The following is a 15,459-nucleotide window of genomic DNA, read 5'->3' as shown; positions in this document are numbered from 1 at the left end:
CAACCGCGCCGCCGCAGCGACCGACGCGCGGGCAAAGAAAAAGGGCGGCGGATTTCTCCGCCGCCCTTCGCCTCCCCTTGCGGGAATGCGTCTTAGAAGTTGGCCGTGAAGCCGATGAACAGCTTGCGACCCAGCAGATCGTAGGTCGGGTAGGTGTTCGGCAGACCGGTGCCGGCGATACGCGAGTTCACCAGCGGCGGGTCTTGGTCGAGGATGTTGTTCACACCAGCGCGCACCGTGAAGGTGTCGTTGACGTTCCACACGCCCGACAGGTCGAGGTAGCTGCGAGCCGGCAGGGTGTGGTTGAACGCGTTCTGCGAACCCGTGCCGATGGTCGGCTCTTGGGTGTCGGTTTCCAGCTTCACTTCGCCGATGTAGCGCCAAGCGGCCGAGAACGTCATGTCCCACGGAGTGGTCCAGTTCATCCGCAGCTGGTGACGCCACTTCGGGTACACGGTCTGGCACTGCGGACCGAACAGGCCGGCGCAGTCGTATTCCTTCTCACCCGGCAGCGGGATCGTGGTGGTCTCGATCAGGTAGGCGCCGTTCAGAGCGACCGACACGCGGCCGTACTCTTCCAGACCGACCATCTCCATCGGCAGGTTGTAGTTGACCTGAACGTCGACGCCCGAGGTGGTGCCCGAACCGATGTTGACGTTGGCGCCGTTGATGTAGCCGCCGGCGGCCACGTCGTCACCGAACAGAGCGCCGTTGACCGGGTTACGAACGATCTGCGAGCAGAACGCGTCGTCGCCGGTCTCAAGGCAGCGCTGCATGATCACGCCCAGCGGGATGTTCCCGATCGTGCCTTCCAGGTCGATCGTGAAGTAATCCAGGCTGGCGGTCAGGCCGGTCAGGAACGTCGGGGTCAGGGTGAAGCCGATCGAGAAGGTCTTGGCTTCTTCCGACTTCAGCTCCGGGTTACCGCCGGTCAGCACCGAGCACTGACCCGAGGGGCACTGCGGGATGTTGCCGTACTGCGCCGCGGTGATGCCGGTGTTCAGGCAGGCCGCGAGGCTCGCCGGAGACGGGGCCGCTTGGGCGCAGGGGTCGGACGACACCTGGCTGGTGTTGGTCACCGACTGCGGGGTGTACAGCTCAAGCAGGTTCGGCGCGCGGATCGCTTGGTTGTACGAGGTGCGGAACCGGATGTCGTCGGTCGGCGCCCACTGCAGAGCCACCTTGTAGGTGTCAGCGGTGATGCCGGTCGAGTAATCCGAGTAGCGGTAGCCGACGTCGAGGACGACGTCCTTGGCCCAGGCCATGTCTTGGATCAGCGGGATACGAGCTTCGCCGAAGCCTTCGGTGACGGCGATGCTTTCGTCGATGGTCACCGAAGCGCCGCCGGCGCCCGACAGGTCGCCGCTCAGCTGAGCGACGTCAGGGGCGTATTCCAGGTGCTCACGACGGTTCTGGAAGCCGAAGTTGACCGCCACGCTGTCGTTGGCCCACGGCGACTTCACGCCGTATTCGCCCAGGTCGCCAGTGATGGTGCCTTCAACGACCCGTTGGCTGACCGCACCGCGCGAGGTGCCGTTGACGGCCAGGTAGGACAGGGCCTCGTTGGTCACGCCGCCGTCGCGGAAGATGTTGTACGGGACGCAGTCGCCGCCCGAGATACAGACCGGGCCGTTCGGGCCTTGGACGACCTGAAGGGCGTTCTGGATCTTCGAGATCGAGAGGTAGTTCTGCGAGGCTTGGTACAGGCTGGTGTAGTAGTACGAACCGTACAGGTCGTAGGTCCAGGGACCAGCGATCTCGCCGCGCGAACCCAGAACGACGCGATAGTTCTGGTGCTCGTAGAAGCCGACGCGGCCGCCGCCTTCGATGTTCCGGCGACCGATGTACATGTCGACGCTGTCGCCAGCGGTGATCATGCCCGGGGTACAGCCGATAGCGCCTTGTTGCTGGGCGCTCATGAACGGGTTGTTACAGTTGACCAGGAAGCCGCTCGTCTCAGACGGGCCGCTGCCTTGGAACAGGCCGGTCGGCGCGATCTGCACGTTCGTGCGGTCGTTCATGAACGTGAAGTCGGAGTACAGCTTGAAGTTATCGTTCACGTCGTACTTGGCGAAGAAGCCCGCGGTGTAGCGGGTGCTTTGCTGCATCAGGTACGAGTACTCGTTCGAGTTGAACAGCGGCGGCGGGGTCGTCGTCGCGTTCGCGTTGTACGGCCGGAACTCGTTGCCGACGACGGCGAGCTGGCCGCCGGTGCCGTCAGCGCGGAACCACTGGTTCGAGTTCGGCGAACCGGCGCAGCTGGCGACGCCCGAAGCGCTGGCGACCACCTGACAGGCCGACCAGTCGCGCTTGCCTTGGGTGACCGGCTCTTGGTCGTGATAGGTGAAGTAGGCGGTGACGTTGCCGCGACCGTCTTCGGTGTTGGCGCCGTAGATGATGCTCAGGTCACGCGAAGCGCCGTCCCAGGTGTCGTCCTTCGGCTTGGCGACTTGGCGCGGGCCCAGCAGGCTCTGCACGAACTCGTTGTGCTGGCTGTGCTGATAGACGCCCCAGTTGCCGTCGATCTGCAGGCCTTCGAAGTCGCGCTTCATCACGAAGTTCACGACGCCGGCGATGGCGTCCGAACCGTAGGTCGCCGAGGCGCCGCCGGTCAGCACGTCGACGCGGTCGATCAGCTGGCTCGGGATCTGGTTGATGTCGGGCGAGGGGTTCGGGTTGCCGGTGTTCGGGTCGCCGATGCCCAGGCGACGGCCGTCGACCAGCACCAGGGTGCGGGTTTGGCCCAGACCGCGCAGGTCGATGGTGGCCACGCCGCCCGGACCCGACAGCGGGTTCGAGGTCGACGACAGGCCGGTCGCGGCGTTCTGCGAGATTTGCGGCAGTTGGTTCAGGAAGTCCGCGGTGACCGGACGGCCGCCCAGGGTGACTTCCTGCGAGCCGACCACCTGGACCGGGCTCACGCTGCTCAGGTTCGGCTGCGGAATGCGCGAGCCGGTGACGACGATTTCGGAAACTTCCGCGTCTTGGGCGACCGCTTGGCCGGCGCCGAGAGCGACGATTCCGCAAATCATCGACGACGCCAGCAGGCGTCCACGTTGCGTAGTCATTTTCAAGGTCTAGATCCTCCAGCGGTTCGCCCACCGAGACGGCGGCGATGCCCGCTCCCCACAAAAGGTTCGGTCCCGGATTCGAATTCGAACCCGGTTACCTTGGAGTTACGGGGCTTACAGCGGGAGGGTCAACGCAGATTAGGTGGCCGCAATGTTGTGGACGCCAACCTGTCGCATTCTGGTCACAGATTGTGCCCTAGCTGGGCCGTCGCGCACGATTTCACCCTTTTGACGTAACGGAATTCGTCGGTGCGGGCGTGCCTTTCGCGACACACCAGTAACGCGCCCGATGCTGATCGACGAGGTTGTCGACAAAGCCGGTGACCTTCGGCGAGACCAGATTCTTATTCACGTAGAAGTAGATAGGCGCAACCGGCGCGTCATCGAGCATCAGCGCCTCGGCCTGGGCGAGATAGCCGGCGCGAACCTTGGAATCGACTTCGGCGTCGGCCTTGGCCAGCAGCGCGTCATAGGCCGGGTTGCGATAGTCGCCATAATTTTGCGGGCCAGTGGCCGACTGCTGCAGGTAGAGGAAACTCATGGCGTCGTTGTAGTCGGCGATCCAGGCGGCGTCGGCGACGTCGAAGTCGCGCGAGCGGAAGGCCGCATAGGCAATCTGGGCCTCGTTCTGGACCAGCCGCGCATCGACCCCGATTTCTTTCCAGTCGGCCTGGATGGCCGGCATGAACAACATTGGATCAGGCGTGTTGCGGTGCTTGATCTCGATGCGCAGCGCTTTCTGGGGCCCATAGCCGGCCGCCGCCAGCAGGCGGCGAGCCTCGGCCTGGCGCTTCTCGAGCGGCCAGGCGGCCCAGGCCGGCGGCTGCGCCGGCTGGTACTCGGCGACGCCCGGCGGGACGAAGGTGTAGGCCGCCTTCTGCCCGCCGCGCAGCAGCTTTTCGGTGATGAAGTCGCGGTCGATCGACATGGCCAGGGCCTGGCGCACGCGCTTGTCCTTGAACGCCGGAACGTTCGAGTTGAAGGCCAGATAGGTCACGCCCAGGAAGGTGTGGGTGCGCACGTAGCCGGGCATGGTCTCGCGCAGGAAGGCGATGCGGTTCGATTGAATGTCGGCGTTCATGTCCAGTTCGCCGCGGGCGACCCGCCGCTCGGCCATCGCCGCGTCCGGAGTCGGGTAAAGGTAGATCTGGTCGACGCAGACCTTGGACGCCTCATAGAAGCGCGGGTTTTTCACCAGCCGCACATAGTCGCCGAGCTTCCAGTCGGTGACGATATAGGGGCCGTTCGACAGATAGTTTCCCGGCTGCACCCACGCCTCGCCGACCTTGTCGAGCAGGTGCTTGGGCAGAGGCGACATGGTGTGGTGCTTGGCGAGTTCGGGCAGGTACGGAGCCGGATGGTTGAGCGTGATCTCAAGCACCTTCGGCGAAAGCGCGCGTACGCCGAGGGCTTCCTTGGGGGCCTTGCCCTCGTTCACCGCCTGGGCGTTCTTGATCAGGTAGAGAACCGAGGCGTACTCCGAAGCCGTCTCGGGCAGCAGGATGCGGCGCAGGGAGAAGACAAAGTCGTCCGCCGTCACCGGGACGCCGTCCGACCAGTTCGCGTCGCGCAGGTAGAAGGTCCAGACCAGCCCGTCGGGGGTGGTCTCCCAGCGCTCGGCCATGCCGGGAACCGCCTCGCCCTTTTCGTCAGAGTCCGTCAGCCCGATCAGCAGGTTGGAGATGATCCGGTCTTCCCAGGTCCCGGTGGACTTGTGCGGATCCAGCGTCACCGGCTCGGAGACGTTGCCCGCCTGGATGCAGACCTGGCCCGCCGGGCACGGCGGTCGCGAGGGGCCCTTGGGCGCGCAGGCGGCGATGGAAAAGGCTGCAGTAGCCAGGATCAGCGTATTGCCGAGCGCCCGGAGCGCCCTATCAATGCGGGACGTCGAAACCATGGGTCACGGATGACATACTTTCCCACGCGCTCAAAGCTGACCGCCATCGCCCTGCTGGCCGCCCTCGCCGCCGCGGGCCAGGCCGCCGCCCAAGCCAAGCCTGAGGGGCGCGCAGCCGTCCTCCAATCGCTGCTGGACTGCAAGACCAAGACCGACCCGACCGAGCGCCTGGCCTGCTACGACGCCGCCGCCGGCGCCATCGACACCGCCGAGAAGAAGGGCGACATCGTTGTCGTCGATCGCGAACAGGCCAAGGCCGCGCGCAAGCAGGCCTTCGGCCTCAGCCTGCCGACCCTGGACATGTTCAACAAGGCTGAGGCGACGCCCGAAGAAGCCAACCGCATCGAGGACACCGTCGAGCGCGCCTATCGCGGCGGCGACGGCAAGTGGGTGTTCGAACTGACCAGCGGCGCGGTCTGGCAGTACTACGACGCCGCCGACCTTGGCCGGCAGCCGAAGAAGGGCAGCAAGGTCGAGGTGCGCAAGGGCGCGGTCGGCGGCTACTTCATCAGCTTCGATGGCCAGTCCGGCGCCCGCGCCAAGCGACTGCGCTAGGGCTCAGCGGTCCTTCGGGTCGATCGCGTCCCGAAGGCCGTCGCCGATGAAGTTGAAGCTCATCAGCGTGACGACCATGGTCAGGGCGGGGAAGATCAGCAGCCAGGGCGCGAGCTCCATGTCCTGCGCCCCGCCCGCGATCAGCGTGCCGAGCGACGCCATCGGCGGCTGGACCCCCAGCCCCAGGAAGCTGAGGAAGCTCTCGGCCAGGATAACGGCAGGTATCGTCAGCGTCACATAGACCACCACCGGCCCCAGCAGGTTGGGGATGATGTGGCGCGAGATGATGCCGCCCTGACTCAGGCCCGCGGCCCGCGCCGCCTCCACGAACTCCTTATGTTTCAAGCCGAGCGTCTGGCCCCGGACGATGCGGCTCATGGTCAGCCACTCCACCGCGCCGATGGCGATGAAGATCAGGATGATGTTCGACCCGAAGGTCACCATCAGCAGGATCACGAAGAAGATGAACGGCAGCGAGTAGAGCACGTCGACGACGCGCATCATGATCTCGTCGAGCGCCCCGCCGACATAGCCGGCGACGGCGCCCCAGGCGATGCCGATCACCAGCGAGACCAGCGTCGCCACCAACCCGATGGCCAGAGAAACCCTAAGCCCCATAAGAAGTCTGGCCAGCAGGTCGCGGCCCAGAGAGTCGGCGCCCAGCAGGTGGCCGGCGGTGAGCGGCGGCGCCCAGACGTCATCCTTGTTGATCTGGTCGTAGCTGAACGGCGTCAGGTGCGGCCCGACGATCGCCACCAGCACCAGCACCGCCAGCACCGCCATCCCGCTGACCGCCGCCCCATTGCGGAACAACCGACGCCGTGCGTCGTCCCAAAGGCTGCGACCTTTCACAGCCTTTTCCATGACTTGCGCGCCGGCGCGCGAACCGGGAGCCAAGATCAAGAAAGCCTCACGCGGGGATCAAGCGCCGCATAGAGCAGGTCGGCGATCAGGTTCAGGACGAGGATCAGGGCGGCGTAGAAGATCACCATCCCCATCACCACGGTGTAGTCGCGCTGGAGCGCTGAAATGACGAAGAACTTGCCCAGTCCCGGCAGGTTAAAGATCTTTTCCACCACCAAGCTGCCGGTCAGCAGGCCGGCGCAGGCCGGGCCGAGATAGCTGACCAGCGGCAGGATCGCCGCGCGCAGGGCGTGCTTTCCGACAATCCTGTGTTCCGGCAAGCCTTTAGCGCGGGCGGTGCGGATGTAGTTCGAGCGCAGCACCTCGATCATGCCAGCCCGGGTCAGCCGCGAGATGATCGCGATCTGCGGCAGCGCCAGCACCGCTACCGGCAATATCAGGTTTGCCAGCGCCCCGCCGTTCCAACCCCCAGAAGGCAGAAGCTGCAGTTTCGATCCGAATATCAGCACGAGCAGCGGCGCCGTGACGAACGTCGGGATGCAGACCCCGATGATGGCCACCGCCATGACCCCATAGTCGATGAGCTGGTTCTGCCGCAGCGCCGCCAGCACCCCCAGGGTCACGCCGACCACGCTGGCCAGGATGATCGCCGACAGGCCGAGCGTCAGGCTGACCTTGTAGTTCTCCTTGAGGATCTGGAGGACGGACTTGTCCTTGTACTTCAGCGACGGTCCGAAATCGCCGTGGGTCACGTCGCGGAGATAGTTGAAGTACTGCTCGTGCAGCGGCTTATCCATGCCGTACTTGGCCATCACGTTCCGCTCGATCTCGGGCGAGAGCTTGCGGTCCATGTCAAACGGGCTGCCCGGGGCGGCGCGCATCATGAAAAACGCGACGGTCACCACCAGAAACAGGGTCGGGATGGCCACCAGCAGGCGGCGGCCGATGAAGCGGAACATCAGGGGCTCAAGGTGACGGCCGATGGTCGGCCGGGCGTTGCGAAACTTTCACCGCCCCCCGATGATGTCAAACGATCGCCCCTCCCCTCCTACCGGTATTGCAGATGACTGACTTCCGACGCGTCACCGACCAACTCTCGGTCGCCCCGCAGATCTCGACCACCGACCTGGCGAACGCCGCGGCCCAGGGCTTCAAGTTGGTGATCAACAACCGCCCGGACGGCGAGGACCCGAGCCAGCCGAGCAGCGCCGAGATCGAGGCCGCCGCGCGCGCCGCCGGCCTGGACTACATCCACATTCCGGTGCGCGGCGGTCCGACCCCCGACCAGATCGAAGCCAACCATCGCGCCGTCGAGGCCGCCGGCGGCCCGGTGCTGGCTTTCTGCCGCTCAGGCACCCGCTCGATCGTCACCTGGTCGCTGGGCCAATTCCAGGCCGACGAGCGTTCGGCCGACGAACTCGTCGAGCTCGGCGCCCAGGCCGGCTACGACCTCTCGGGCGCCTTCCCCCGCTAGACGCAAATGTCGGCCCGCGCCCGGTGACGGGAGCGGGCCCTGATCGCCGTCCGAGTGATTGTCGCGCCGCGATGGGTACTTGACGGTACCCATATCCTGTCGCCACATGGTACCCATGAGTACCGATATAGCGATCCAAAGACCCGGCCGACCGCGCGACGACGACGCCACGGCGGCGATTTTGACCGCAACGCTGCGGTTGCTTGCAGCGCAGGGCTATGCCGGAACCAGCACCGCCGACGTCGCGGCGGCGGCGCGGGCGAGCAAGGCGACCGTCTATCGCCGGTGGCCGAGCAAGGTCGCCCTGGTCGCCGAAGCGATCCAGCAGGGCCTGCGCGAAGCCCACGCGGCGCCGGCCCTGACCGGCGACGTGCGCGAGGATCTGGCACAGGCGCTGGCCGCCAAGATGCAGGCGCTGTCCGAAGGACCTCTGGGCGGCGCGATCCGCGCGGTGATCTCGCATGCGGCCCACGAACCGGAACTCTCGGCGGCGATGGCGATGATCCTGGCCGGCGCCCGCGACCACGGAGCCCTGCGCCCGCTCGTCGAGGAAGCCCGCCGGCAGGGGCTGGTCGCCGCCGACGCCGATGTCTGGCTGATGTTGGACCTGCTGCTGGGGGCCCCGTTCTTCCAACTTCTGGTGCGGCAGGTCCCGCCCGATCCAGCCGATGCGCGGGCGCTGGTCGACCTGCTGCTCGGCCCTGCAGCCAAGGCGAAGTGCGATGCAGCTTAACGGCAGGACGGTCCTGGTCACGGGCGGCGCCCGCGGCATCGGCCTTCAACTCACCAAGCAGTTCGTCGCCGAGGGGGCGCATGTCGTGGCGGTTGGGCGCGACCGCGCCAGCCTGGCGCGACTGCAGTTGGCCGGGCCTGGCCAGATCAGCTGCTGGGCGCTGGACCTGTCCGACCCGCAGGCGACCGACGCGTTCATCCGGGACTTGCCAGGCCGCCACCCGACGCTGTCGGTCGTGGTCAACAATGCCGGCGTGCAGACCCTGACCGACTTCCTTGTCGAGGATCCGTCGGCGCTGCGCCCTGCCCTGCAGGAAGAGATCGCGCTCAATTTCGAGGCCGTGGTGGCGGTCTCCACGGGCCTGCTGCCCCATCTGCGCCGCCAGCCGTCGGCCATGATCGTCAACGTCACCAGCGGCCTGGCGCTGGCCCCGAAGACCTCCTCGCCCGTCTACTGCGCGACCAAGTCGGCGGTGCGGACCTTCACCAAGGCGTTGCGCTATCAATGCGAAGACGGCGCCCCCAACGTGCGGGTGATGGAAGCGGTGATGGCGCTGGTGGACACCGACATGACCGCCGGCCGCGGCTCCGGGAAGATCAGCCCCGCCCAGGCCGCCAGCGAGGTGATCGCCGCCATCAAGCGCGACCGCGACGAGGTCTATGTCGACCGCGCCAAGCTGTTGCCGATCCTGATGCGTGTCGCGCCGGGCCTCGGCGAGCGGATGATGCGCCGCGGTTAGAACCGCACGCGGACGTCTATCGCCCCGGATCGAGTTGCACCCGGGCGGCGCCCATGGCTACCTGCTCCGGTTCGCAACTCGCGACGGCCAGCACCAGTTGGGCCGCGAAGAGACAGAGCAGCGCGAAGGCCACCCTCTGAAGCCGTTTTGATACATAAATCGCCGTGTCCGTCACCATGACCGACCTCGCATCCCAAGTTCGAGGCCGCAGCAGCAAGACGGGCGCCGCCCAAGGACTTTTCGATGATCCCTTATGTTCGTGAGATTCAGTTCGAGTACGGCGCCTGCGACCAGGTCTCGCCGCTGATCCGCCGGGTGGTGGCCAACAATCCCGGACCGTTCACCTATCTGGGTACGGGCACCTTCATCGTCGGCAAGGGCGAGGTCGCGGTGATCGACCCTGGCCCCGACCTGCCCGAACATCTCGATGCGCTGATGGCGGCGCTGGAGGGCGAGACCGTCACCCACATCCTGGTGACCCACCACCACTCCGACCACTCCCCGCTGGCCCGGCCGCTGCAGGAGAAGACCGGCGCGAAGATCTATGGCTGCGCGGTGGGCGCCAAGGCCGGCGACTCGACGGTGATCACCGAGGCGGGCCACGACCTCAGCTTCACGCCGGACATCGACATCTGCGGCGGCGGGGCGGTGTTTACGGGACCAGGTTGGTCGCTGGAGGCGATCGCCACCCCCGGCCACACGTCGAACCACATCTGTTTTGCCCTGAAGGAAGAGAACGCGCTGTTCTCGGGCGACCACATCATGGGCTGGTCGACGACGGTGGTGTCGCCGCCGGACGGCGACATGACCGCCTACATGGAAAGCCTGGATCTGGTGAAGGATCGCAACTTCGACGTTCTGTGGCCGACCCATGGTCCGCCGGTGCGCGAGGTCCGCCCGTTCATCGAGGCCTACATCGCCCACCGCCGCGCCCGCGAAGCGCAGGTGCTGAAGGCGGTCGGCGAGGGCCACGGCAAGATCAAAGAGATGGTGCCGGTGCTGTACGCCGAGGTCGACAAGCGACTATGGCCGGCGGCGGCGCGCTCGGTGCTCGGCCACATGATCGACCTGACCCGCCGGGGCGTGGTCGTCTCAGACGACCGCGATCCCGGACTGGACAGCGACTATCGGCTGGCGGGCTAGGACCGATCGACCGCGCCGGCAGGGTGCTCGAACTGCAGGGCGACGAAGCGGGCGGTCGAGACGCCGTAGGCCGTGGCGATCTCCCTGAAAGTGTTGGTCATCACGTCGGGGCGCTGCAGGACCACTTCGCGCGCGAAGCGGGCAGGCGTCTCAGCACTGCGATAGACGAGGAGGCCATGTCGCGTGCGGACCGTCGGCGGGCCGCTGGCCCAGGCCCGGGAGCGATAGGTGCGCGACCAGGCGTCGAGGGCCGTGCCGAAGGCGAGTTCGTCGAGGTTTTCGGCGAGCGGCACGGCGACCGTCTCGCGCCGCCAGAAGGCCAGCCGGTTGAGCACGACGGTGGTCATGCCGGGCAAGGTCAGCCGATAGTCCTGTCCGTTATGCCCCGCCTGCGGCATCGGCAGTTGCAGCCGCTCGGCGGTCTCCCGCATCACAGCCTTGCCAGCCAATTCGCCGAGCAGGTGCAGAGTCGCCGGCTCTCCCGCGCTGATGCCCGCCGTCGTGGTGACCGGACCGTCGCTCACCCAGCGCAGATCTTCGCGCCAGGTCGTCCGCGGATAGGCCTTTCGCATCGGCTTGCGGCTGTACCAGTGGATCACCGCCTGGCGCCCGTCGAGCAGACCGGCCGCGGCCAACACCTTGGCGCCGTTGCAGATCGACATGACCCGGGCGCCGCCCTCAACCTGACGGCGCAGCCAGGCCGACCGGGCAGGATCGTCCTCGATGCTCATGGCCGGTACGATGATCACGTCGGGACGCCGCCCGCTGCGGGATAGCTGGGTCAACGTCGCCTGCGGCGACACCCAGGCGACACCGGGCGTCAGACGAACAGGCGCAGAGGTCGCAGAAGCGACGGCCACGTCGACCGCGCCGCTCTCGGCCAGGATCGCGTAGGGCGCCAGGAGGTCGGTAGCGACTGTCCCACGCGCATCGGCCAGCACCACAACATAGGGTCTGGCGGCGGCGGCTCCGGCGAAGAGGAGCGTGACAAGAGCCAGGATCGAAGCCACCAAGCGACGCATCTGCGACCTCCTATTGGGCAGATGATCGAAGGCTAGCGGCCCGGCGTCATGGCGGAAATGACGCATTTCCCACGTTTTCCGCCAATCGCCGATTGGAGCGCAGGCGGCGCGTCAGCGCGCGACGCCGGTGATTTCCTTGATGGCGGCCTGGACCGAGGCCTTTTCGCCCGCGCCCCACAGGTTCTTGAGGTAGGCGAGCGTGTTGCCGGCTGGGCCGTCAAACCGCCACTCGCAGTCCTGGAAGCGGCAGTGTTCGAAGATCGGCGGCTCGCCGCCGGCGTAGATCAAGCGGGACTTGAGGAACTCGCAGTCGGAGAACACCTGTCCGTCGAGGCTGACCGTCTCATGGCTGTAAACGACGCTGGTGGTCGACATGGGCTATTTGTCCTCTTCGGGCGGGGCGGTCGACGCCCGCGCGCGTTCGCGCTCTTCGCGCTTTTCAGCGGCCTTGGCCGCGGTCTTGCTCGCCTTCAGGCGCTCGCGCTCCATGCGCTCAAACTGATAATTCGGCTTCCTCGCCATCGGCGCTCCTGTGGGTAACTACTGACGGGCCTTGCGGGCGGCGTAGCGCAGGTCGCGCTTGGCCTTCTGCTCGGCCTTGGTGAGCGCCTTGCGCTCCTTGCGTTCGCCCCGCTTGGCGTCGAGCGAGGCGGCGGCGGCGGCCTCGTCGGCCTGACGTGCGGCTTCCTGCGCCTCTGCGGCGGCCAGCTGCTTGTCGGCCTTGGCCTGGCGGCGGGCAGCGCGGACCTGTTCCAGCTCAGCGGCGCGCCGGGCGCTGCGGTCGGGGGTCTGGGCGGCGGTGACCGTCGGCTTGGGCCGAAGCTTGGCGAGGAGCGCGCTGCGCGCGTCGGCCGCCGTCTTCAGGCGCTCGGCGAATTCTGTGCGTTGGGTTTCGTTCATTTGTACTTTCAGCTGTCGGGCGTGTCCGCGGCCGCCGGCTTGAAGGCGGCGAGGCAGATGGCTTCCAGATGGCCACGCAGGCTGCGCGGCGCCAGCAGGGCGTCCACCGCGCGGCAGCCGTCGGCTTCAAGCTGGCGCTTGAGCGTGGCGATGTCGCGAGCCTGGCCCGATCGCGCGATCTGGAATGCGCGCTCGATGGTGGGGATGGTCATGATCTTGGCGGTTCCTCCGCCGAGCGAGCCGGGCGAACCGGCCCGGCCCAAGCGGAGGACAAATGGCTTAGACGGCTTGCAACTGGACGGCGGTCATCTTGCCGCTGCGCGAGTCCAGTTCCAGTTCGTAGCCGAGCTTCTGGCCCTCTTCGAGCGAGCCGAGGCTGGAGCGCTCGACAGCGCTGATATGGACGAACACGTCCGCGCCGCCCGCGTCAGGTTGAATAAAGCCGAAGCCTTTGGTGGGGTTGAACCACTTCACGATACCGGTCGTCATAATTGTCACCTTTCAGGCGCAAGTTTTCGCGCGCCCAATGCGGGGCGGCGGATCAAATTTTCGGAGAAGGTTGAGGTCGGCTCGGGGCGCTTCTTGAAGAAAAAGCGATGAGAACAACCGAGCCGAAAGCGATCTTCGATTTCGGCTTATAGCGGAAATATGGACTTCAGGCCAGACGCAATTGTGGAAGCGCTGGCGCCCGCCCGGAAGATCGGGAGCTCAGGCGGCCCCCGTCCCGCTGCTGCACCGCGCTAGCCGGCGTCTGCGACAGCGGCCGCTGGCTGGCGCACCTCGCGTTCCCAGACGTAGGCGAACAGGGTCGTGGTGGTGATGGCCAGCACCAGCAGCGCCCGCAGCCAGAACCGCGAAAAGCCGGCGAGCAAGGCGACCAGCACGCCAAAGGCCCCAGCGGCGACACTGGCCAGGGCGATATGCGGCGCCCATTGCATGGCGAGCAGGCCGATGCCGACTCCCTCGCTCATCAGGCCCAGCCGCGGCGCGACCACCCCGACCGCGACCAGGAAGGCCGGGGCCAGGGCGATCAGCGTCGCCCCCGTCAGATAGATATCGGCGAAGCCGTGCGAGACGGCGCGCTCGCGCTGGCGGGACGGCGTGACCGGCCGAGCTGGCGCGAGGGCCGGCTCAGGCGCGGTCAGCTCCGCCGAAAAGGGCGCACGGCGTCCGCCGGGGCCTCCGGCGGCTGCGGTTCGGCCGGCGTGGCCGCGCACGACGGCGCGGCGGAACGGTCGACCGCCTGGTCCGGTCCTGGAAGCCACTGCAGCCAAGAGCCGTCGTCAGGCGCCGCGACGGCCGCCGGCTCGGGCGCGTAGATCTTCGGCTCTGGCGAGACGGCCAACGCCGCCGCGCCGCCGCTCGCCGCGGTCGGCAGGACGTAGTCCTTCATGCGGTCGCGGATGACCTTCTTGTCGATCTTGCCGGTGGCGCCGAGCGGGATTTCGTCGACGAAGGCCACGTCGTCCGGCGTCCACCACTTGGCGATCTTGCCTTCGAGGAATTGCAGAAATTCCTCCTTGGTGGCGGTCTCGCCGGCCTTGAGCTTGACCAGCAGCAGCGGGCGCTCGTCCCACTTGGGGTGGGCGACGCCGATGACCGCGGCCAGTTCGGCCTTCGGGTGGCCGGCGGCGATGTTCTCGATCTCGATCGAGGAGATCCATTCACCGCCCGACTTGATCACGTCCTTGGCGCGGTCGGTGATCTGCATAAAGCCGTGCTCGTCAAGCGTGGCGACGTCGCCGGTGTCGAAGAAGCCCGCTTCATCGAGGATGTTGCCGCCCTCGGACTTGAAGTACTGGCCGACCACGAACGGGCCGGCGACTTTCAGGCGGCCGAAGGTCGAGCCGTCGTGCGGCAGCTCCTTCTCGTTATCGTCGACCAGCTTGAGCTCGATGCCGAGCGGGGCGCGGCCCTGCTTCAGCTTGAACTGCAGCTGGGCCTCGGCGTCCATGGCGGCGATGGCGGCGTTGGGGGTGGCCTGGGTGCCGAGCGGCGAGGTTTCGGTCATGCCCCAGGCGTGGGTGACGTCGACGCCGAACTCGTCGCGGAAGCCGCGCACGATGCTCTCGGGCACCGCCGAGCCGCCGATGACGACGCGCTTCAAGGTGGTCAGCTGGCCCTTGGTGGCCCGCAGGTGCTGCAGCAGCATCTGCCAGACGGTCGGCACGGCGGCCGAGAAGGTGACCCCCTCGGTCTCCAGCAGCTCGTGCACCGAGGCGCCGTCCAGCTTCTGGCCCGGCATGACCAGCTTGGCCCCGACCGCCGGGGCCGAGAAGGCCAGGCCCCAGGCGTTGGCGTGGAACATCGGCACCACCGGCAGCACCGTGTCGGTCGCGCGGATGCCCAGGACGTCGCCGCCCATGGTCACCAGAGTGTGCAGGAAGTTCGAGCGGTGCGAGTAGAGCACGCCCTTCGGGTTGCCCGTCGTGCCGGAGGTGTAGCAGAGGCCGGCGGCGGTGTTTTCGTCGAAGCCGCCCCAGGCGACGTCGGCGGAGGCCTGCTCGATCAGGCTCTCATAGGCCAGCGCGCCGGGCAGCTGGTCGCCGAGGTGCGCCTGGTCGGTGAAGACGACGAAGTGCTTCACGCCGGGGATCTGATCGCGAATGCCCGCCAGGATCGGCAGGAAGGTCAGGTCCGTGAAGATGACCTTATCGTCGGCGTGATTGATGATGTAGACGAGCTGCTCGGCGAACAGGCGCGGGTTCAGCGTGTGGCAGACCGCGCCGATGCCCATGATGCCGTACCAGGCTTCGATGTGGCGGCCGGTGTTCCAGGCGAGCGTGGCGACGCGGTCGCCGGGCGCGACGCCCAGGGCCTTCAGCGCATTCGACACCCGCTTGGCGCGCTCGTGGATCGCGGCGTAGGTGGTGCGGACGATCGGCCCCTCGACCGAACGGCTGACGACCTCGCGGCCGCCGTGCCAGGCCTTGGCGTGGTCGAGGATCTTGTCGACCGTCAGCGGCCAGTCCTGCATCAAGCCTTGCATACTCGTACTCCCTCCCGACGACGCCGCCCTCTCTGGGGCTGGCGCAAGCTAGATTCACCAAGTCCTTAACGC

18 protein-coding genes are annotated in these 15,459 nt (G+C 67.0%); 5 read left to right on the top strand and 13 right to left on the bottom strand.

Going from position 1 to position 15,459, the window contains the following annotated elements; translation table 11 throughout:
* Positions 1 to 92: 92 nt before the first annotated feature.
* Complete coding sequence (locus C0481_RS19890) at positions 93 to 3,068, bottom strand: TonB-dependent receptor (protein ID WP_293407135.1); 2,976 nt, start codon at positions 3,066 to 3,068, stop codon at positions 93 to 95.
* Positions 3,069 to 3,291: 223 nt separating this feature from the next.
* Positions 3,292 to 4,968, bottom strand: coding sequence for a peptide ABC transporter substrate-binding protein (locus tag C0481_RS19885; protein ID WP_293407132.1), 1,677 nt, complete (start codon positions 4,966 to 4,968; stop codon positions 3,292 to 3,294).
* Between the two features lie 9 nt (positions 4,969 to 4,977).
* On the opposite strand from C0481_RS19885, the gene C0481_RS19880 reads away from it, so the two are divergent.
* Entirely contained in the window at positions 4,978 to 5,523 is a 546-nt protein-coding gene (locus C0481_RS19880; protein ID WP_293407129.1) for a hypothetical protein, read from the top strand.
* Between the two features lie 3 nt (positions 5,524 to 5,526).
* Here the strand turns inward: C0481_RS19880 and C0481_RS19875 are convergent, their stop codons facing one another.
* A complete protein-coding gene (locus C0481_RS19875; protein ID WP_293407126.1) occupies positions 5,527 to 6,375 on the bottom strand; it encodes an ABC transporter permease subunit in 849 nt (282 codons plus the stop codon).
* Between the two features lie 47 nt (positions 6,376 to 6,422).
* A complete protein-coding gene (gene oppB, locus C0481_RS19870) occupies positions 6,423 to 7,346 on the bottom strand; it encodes an oligopeptide ABC transporter permease OppB (protein ID WP_293407123.1) in 924 nt (307 codons plus the stop codon).
* 104 nt (positions 7,347 to 7,450) lie between these two features.
* Between oppB and C0481_RS19865 the strand changes: the two genes are divergently transcribed.
* The 3 genes from C0481_RS19865 (at position 7,451) to C0481_RS19855 (ending at position 9,333) form a co-directional block, all read left to right on the top strand.
* Positions 7,451 to 7,861 carry a TIGR01244 family sulfur transferase gene (locus tag C0481_RS19865; RefSeq protein ID WP_293407120.1) on the top strand — a complete coding sequence of 137 codons (411 nt, stop codon included), beginning with the start codon at positions 7,451 to 7,453 and terminating at the stop codon, positions 7,859 to 7,861.
* 115 nt (positions 7,862 to 7,976) lie between these two features.
* On the top strand, positions 7,977 to 8,594 hold the full coding sequence (locus C0481_RS19860; RefSeq protein WP_293407117.1) for a TetR/AcrR family transcriptional regulator: 618 nt from the start codon (positions 7,977 to 7,979) through the stop codon (positions 8,592 to 8,594).
* Positions 8,584 to 9,333, top strand: a complete 750-nt coding sequence (locus C0481_RS19855; RefSeq protein ID WP_293407114.1) for an SDR family NAD(P)-dependent oxidoreductase — start codon at positions 8,584 to 8,586, stop codon at positions 9,331 to 9,333. The genes C0481_RS19860 and C0481_RS19855 overlap by 11 nt, the downstream gene beginning before the upstream one ends.
* A gap of 16 nt (positions 9,334 to 9,349) precedes the next feature.
* Here the strand turns inward: C0481_RS19855 and C0481_RS19850 are convergent, their stop codons facing one another.
* On the bottom strand, positions 9,350 to 9,511 hold the full coding sequence (locus tag C0481_RS19850; protein WP_293407111.1) for a hypothetical protein: 162 nt from the start codon (positions 9,509 to 9,511) through the stop codon (positions 9,350 to 9,352).
* 65 nt (positions 9,512 to 9,576) lie between these two features.
* Here C0481_RS19850 and C0481_RS19845 point away from each other — a divergent pair, with 65 nt between their 5' ends.
* Complete coding sequence (locus C0481_RS19845) at positions 9,577 to 10,476, top strand: MBL fold metallo-hydrolase (RefSeq protein WP_293407108.1); 900 nt, start codon at positions 9,577 to 9,579, stop codon at positions 10,474 to 10,476.
* Here the strand turns inward: C0481_RS19845 and C0481_RS19840 are convergent.
* The 8 genes from C0481_RS19840 to C0481_RS19805 form a co-directional block, all read right to left on the bottom strand.
* Positions 10,473 to 11,498: a DJ-1/PfpI family protein gene (locus C0481_RS19840; RefSeq protein WP_293407105.1), complete on the bottom strand. Its 1,026-nt coding sequence runs from the start codon at positions 11,496 to 11,498 to the stop codon at positions 10,473 to 10,475. The two genes, C0481_RS19845 and C0481_RS19840, sit on opposite strands and share 4 nt — an antisense overlap.
* Before the next feature lie 111 nt (positions 11,499 to 11,609).
* Positions 11,610 to 11,873, bottom strand: a complete 264-nt coding sequence (locus C0481_RS19835; protein ID WP_293407102.1) for a hypothetical protein — start codon at positions 11,871 to 11,873, stop codon at positions 11,610 to 11,612.
* 3 nt (positions 11,874 to 11,876) lie between these two features.
* Positions 11,877 to 12,020, bottom strand: coding sequence for a hypothetical protein (locus C0481_RS19830; RefSeq protein ID WP_293407099.1), 144 nt, complete (start codon positions 12,018 to 12,020; stop codon positions 11,877 to 11,879).
* A gap of 18 nt (positions 12,021 to 12,038) precedes the next feature.
* A complete protein-coding gene (locus tag C0481_RS19825; protein WP_293407096.1) occupies positions 12,039 to 12,398 on the bottom strand; it encodes a DUF6481 family protein in 360 nt (119 codons plus the stop codon).
* A gap of 8 nt (positions 12,399 to 12,406) precedes the next feature.
* Positions 12,407 to 12,610: a hypothetical protein gene (locus tag C0481_RS19820; protein WP_293407093.1), complete on the bottom strand. Its 204-nt coding sequence runs from the start codon at positions 12,608 to 12,610 to the stop codon at positions 12,407 to 12,409.
* Positions 12,611 to 12,677: 67 nt separating this feature from the next.
* Positions 12,678 to 12,887, bottom strand: coding sequence for a cold-shock protein (locus C0481_RS19815; protein ID WP_293407090.1), 210 nt, complete (start codon positions 12,885 to 12,887; stop codon positions 12,678 to 12,680).
* Positions 12,888 to 13,138: 251 nt separating this feature from the next.
* Entirely contained in the window at positions 13,139 to 13,615 is a 477-nt protein-coding gene (locus tag C0481_RS19810; RefSeq protein ID WP_293407087.1) for a hypothetical protein, read from the bottom strand.
* Entirely contained in the window at positions 13,540 to 15,387 is a 1,848-nt protein-coding gene (locus C0481_RS19805) for a long-chain-fatty-acid--CoA ligase (protein WP_293407084.1), read from the bottom strand. The genes C0481_RS19810 and C0481_RS19805 overlap by 76 nt, the downstream gene beginning before the upstream one ends.
* Positions 15,388 to 15,459: the final 72 nt, after the last annotated feature.

The organism is Phenylobacterium sp. (assembly GCF_013822795.1).
In the GTDB taxonomy this organism is placed as follows: Bacteria; Pseudomonadota; Alphaproteobacteria; order Caulobacterales; family Caulobacteraceae; genus Phenylobacterium.
This window is presented reverse-complemented; position numbering and strand designations above follow the sequence as displayed.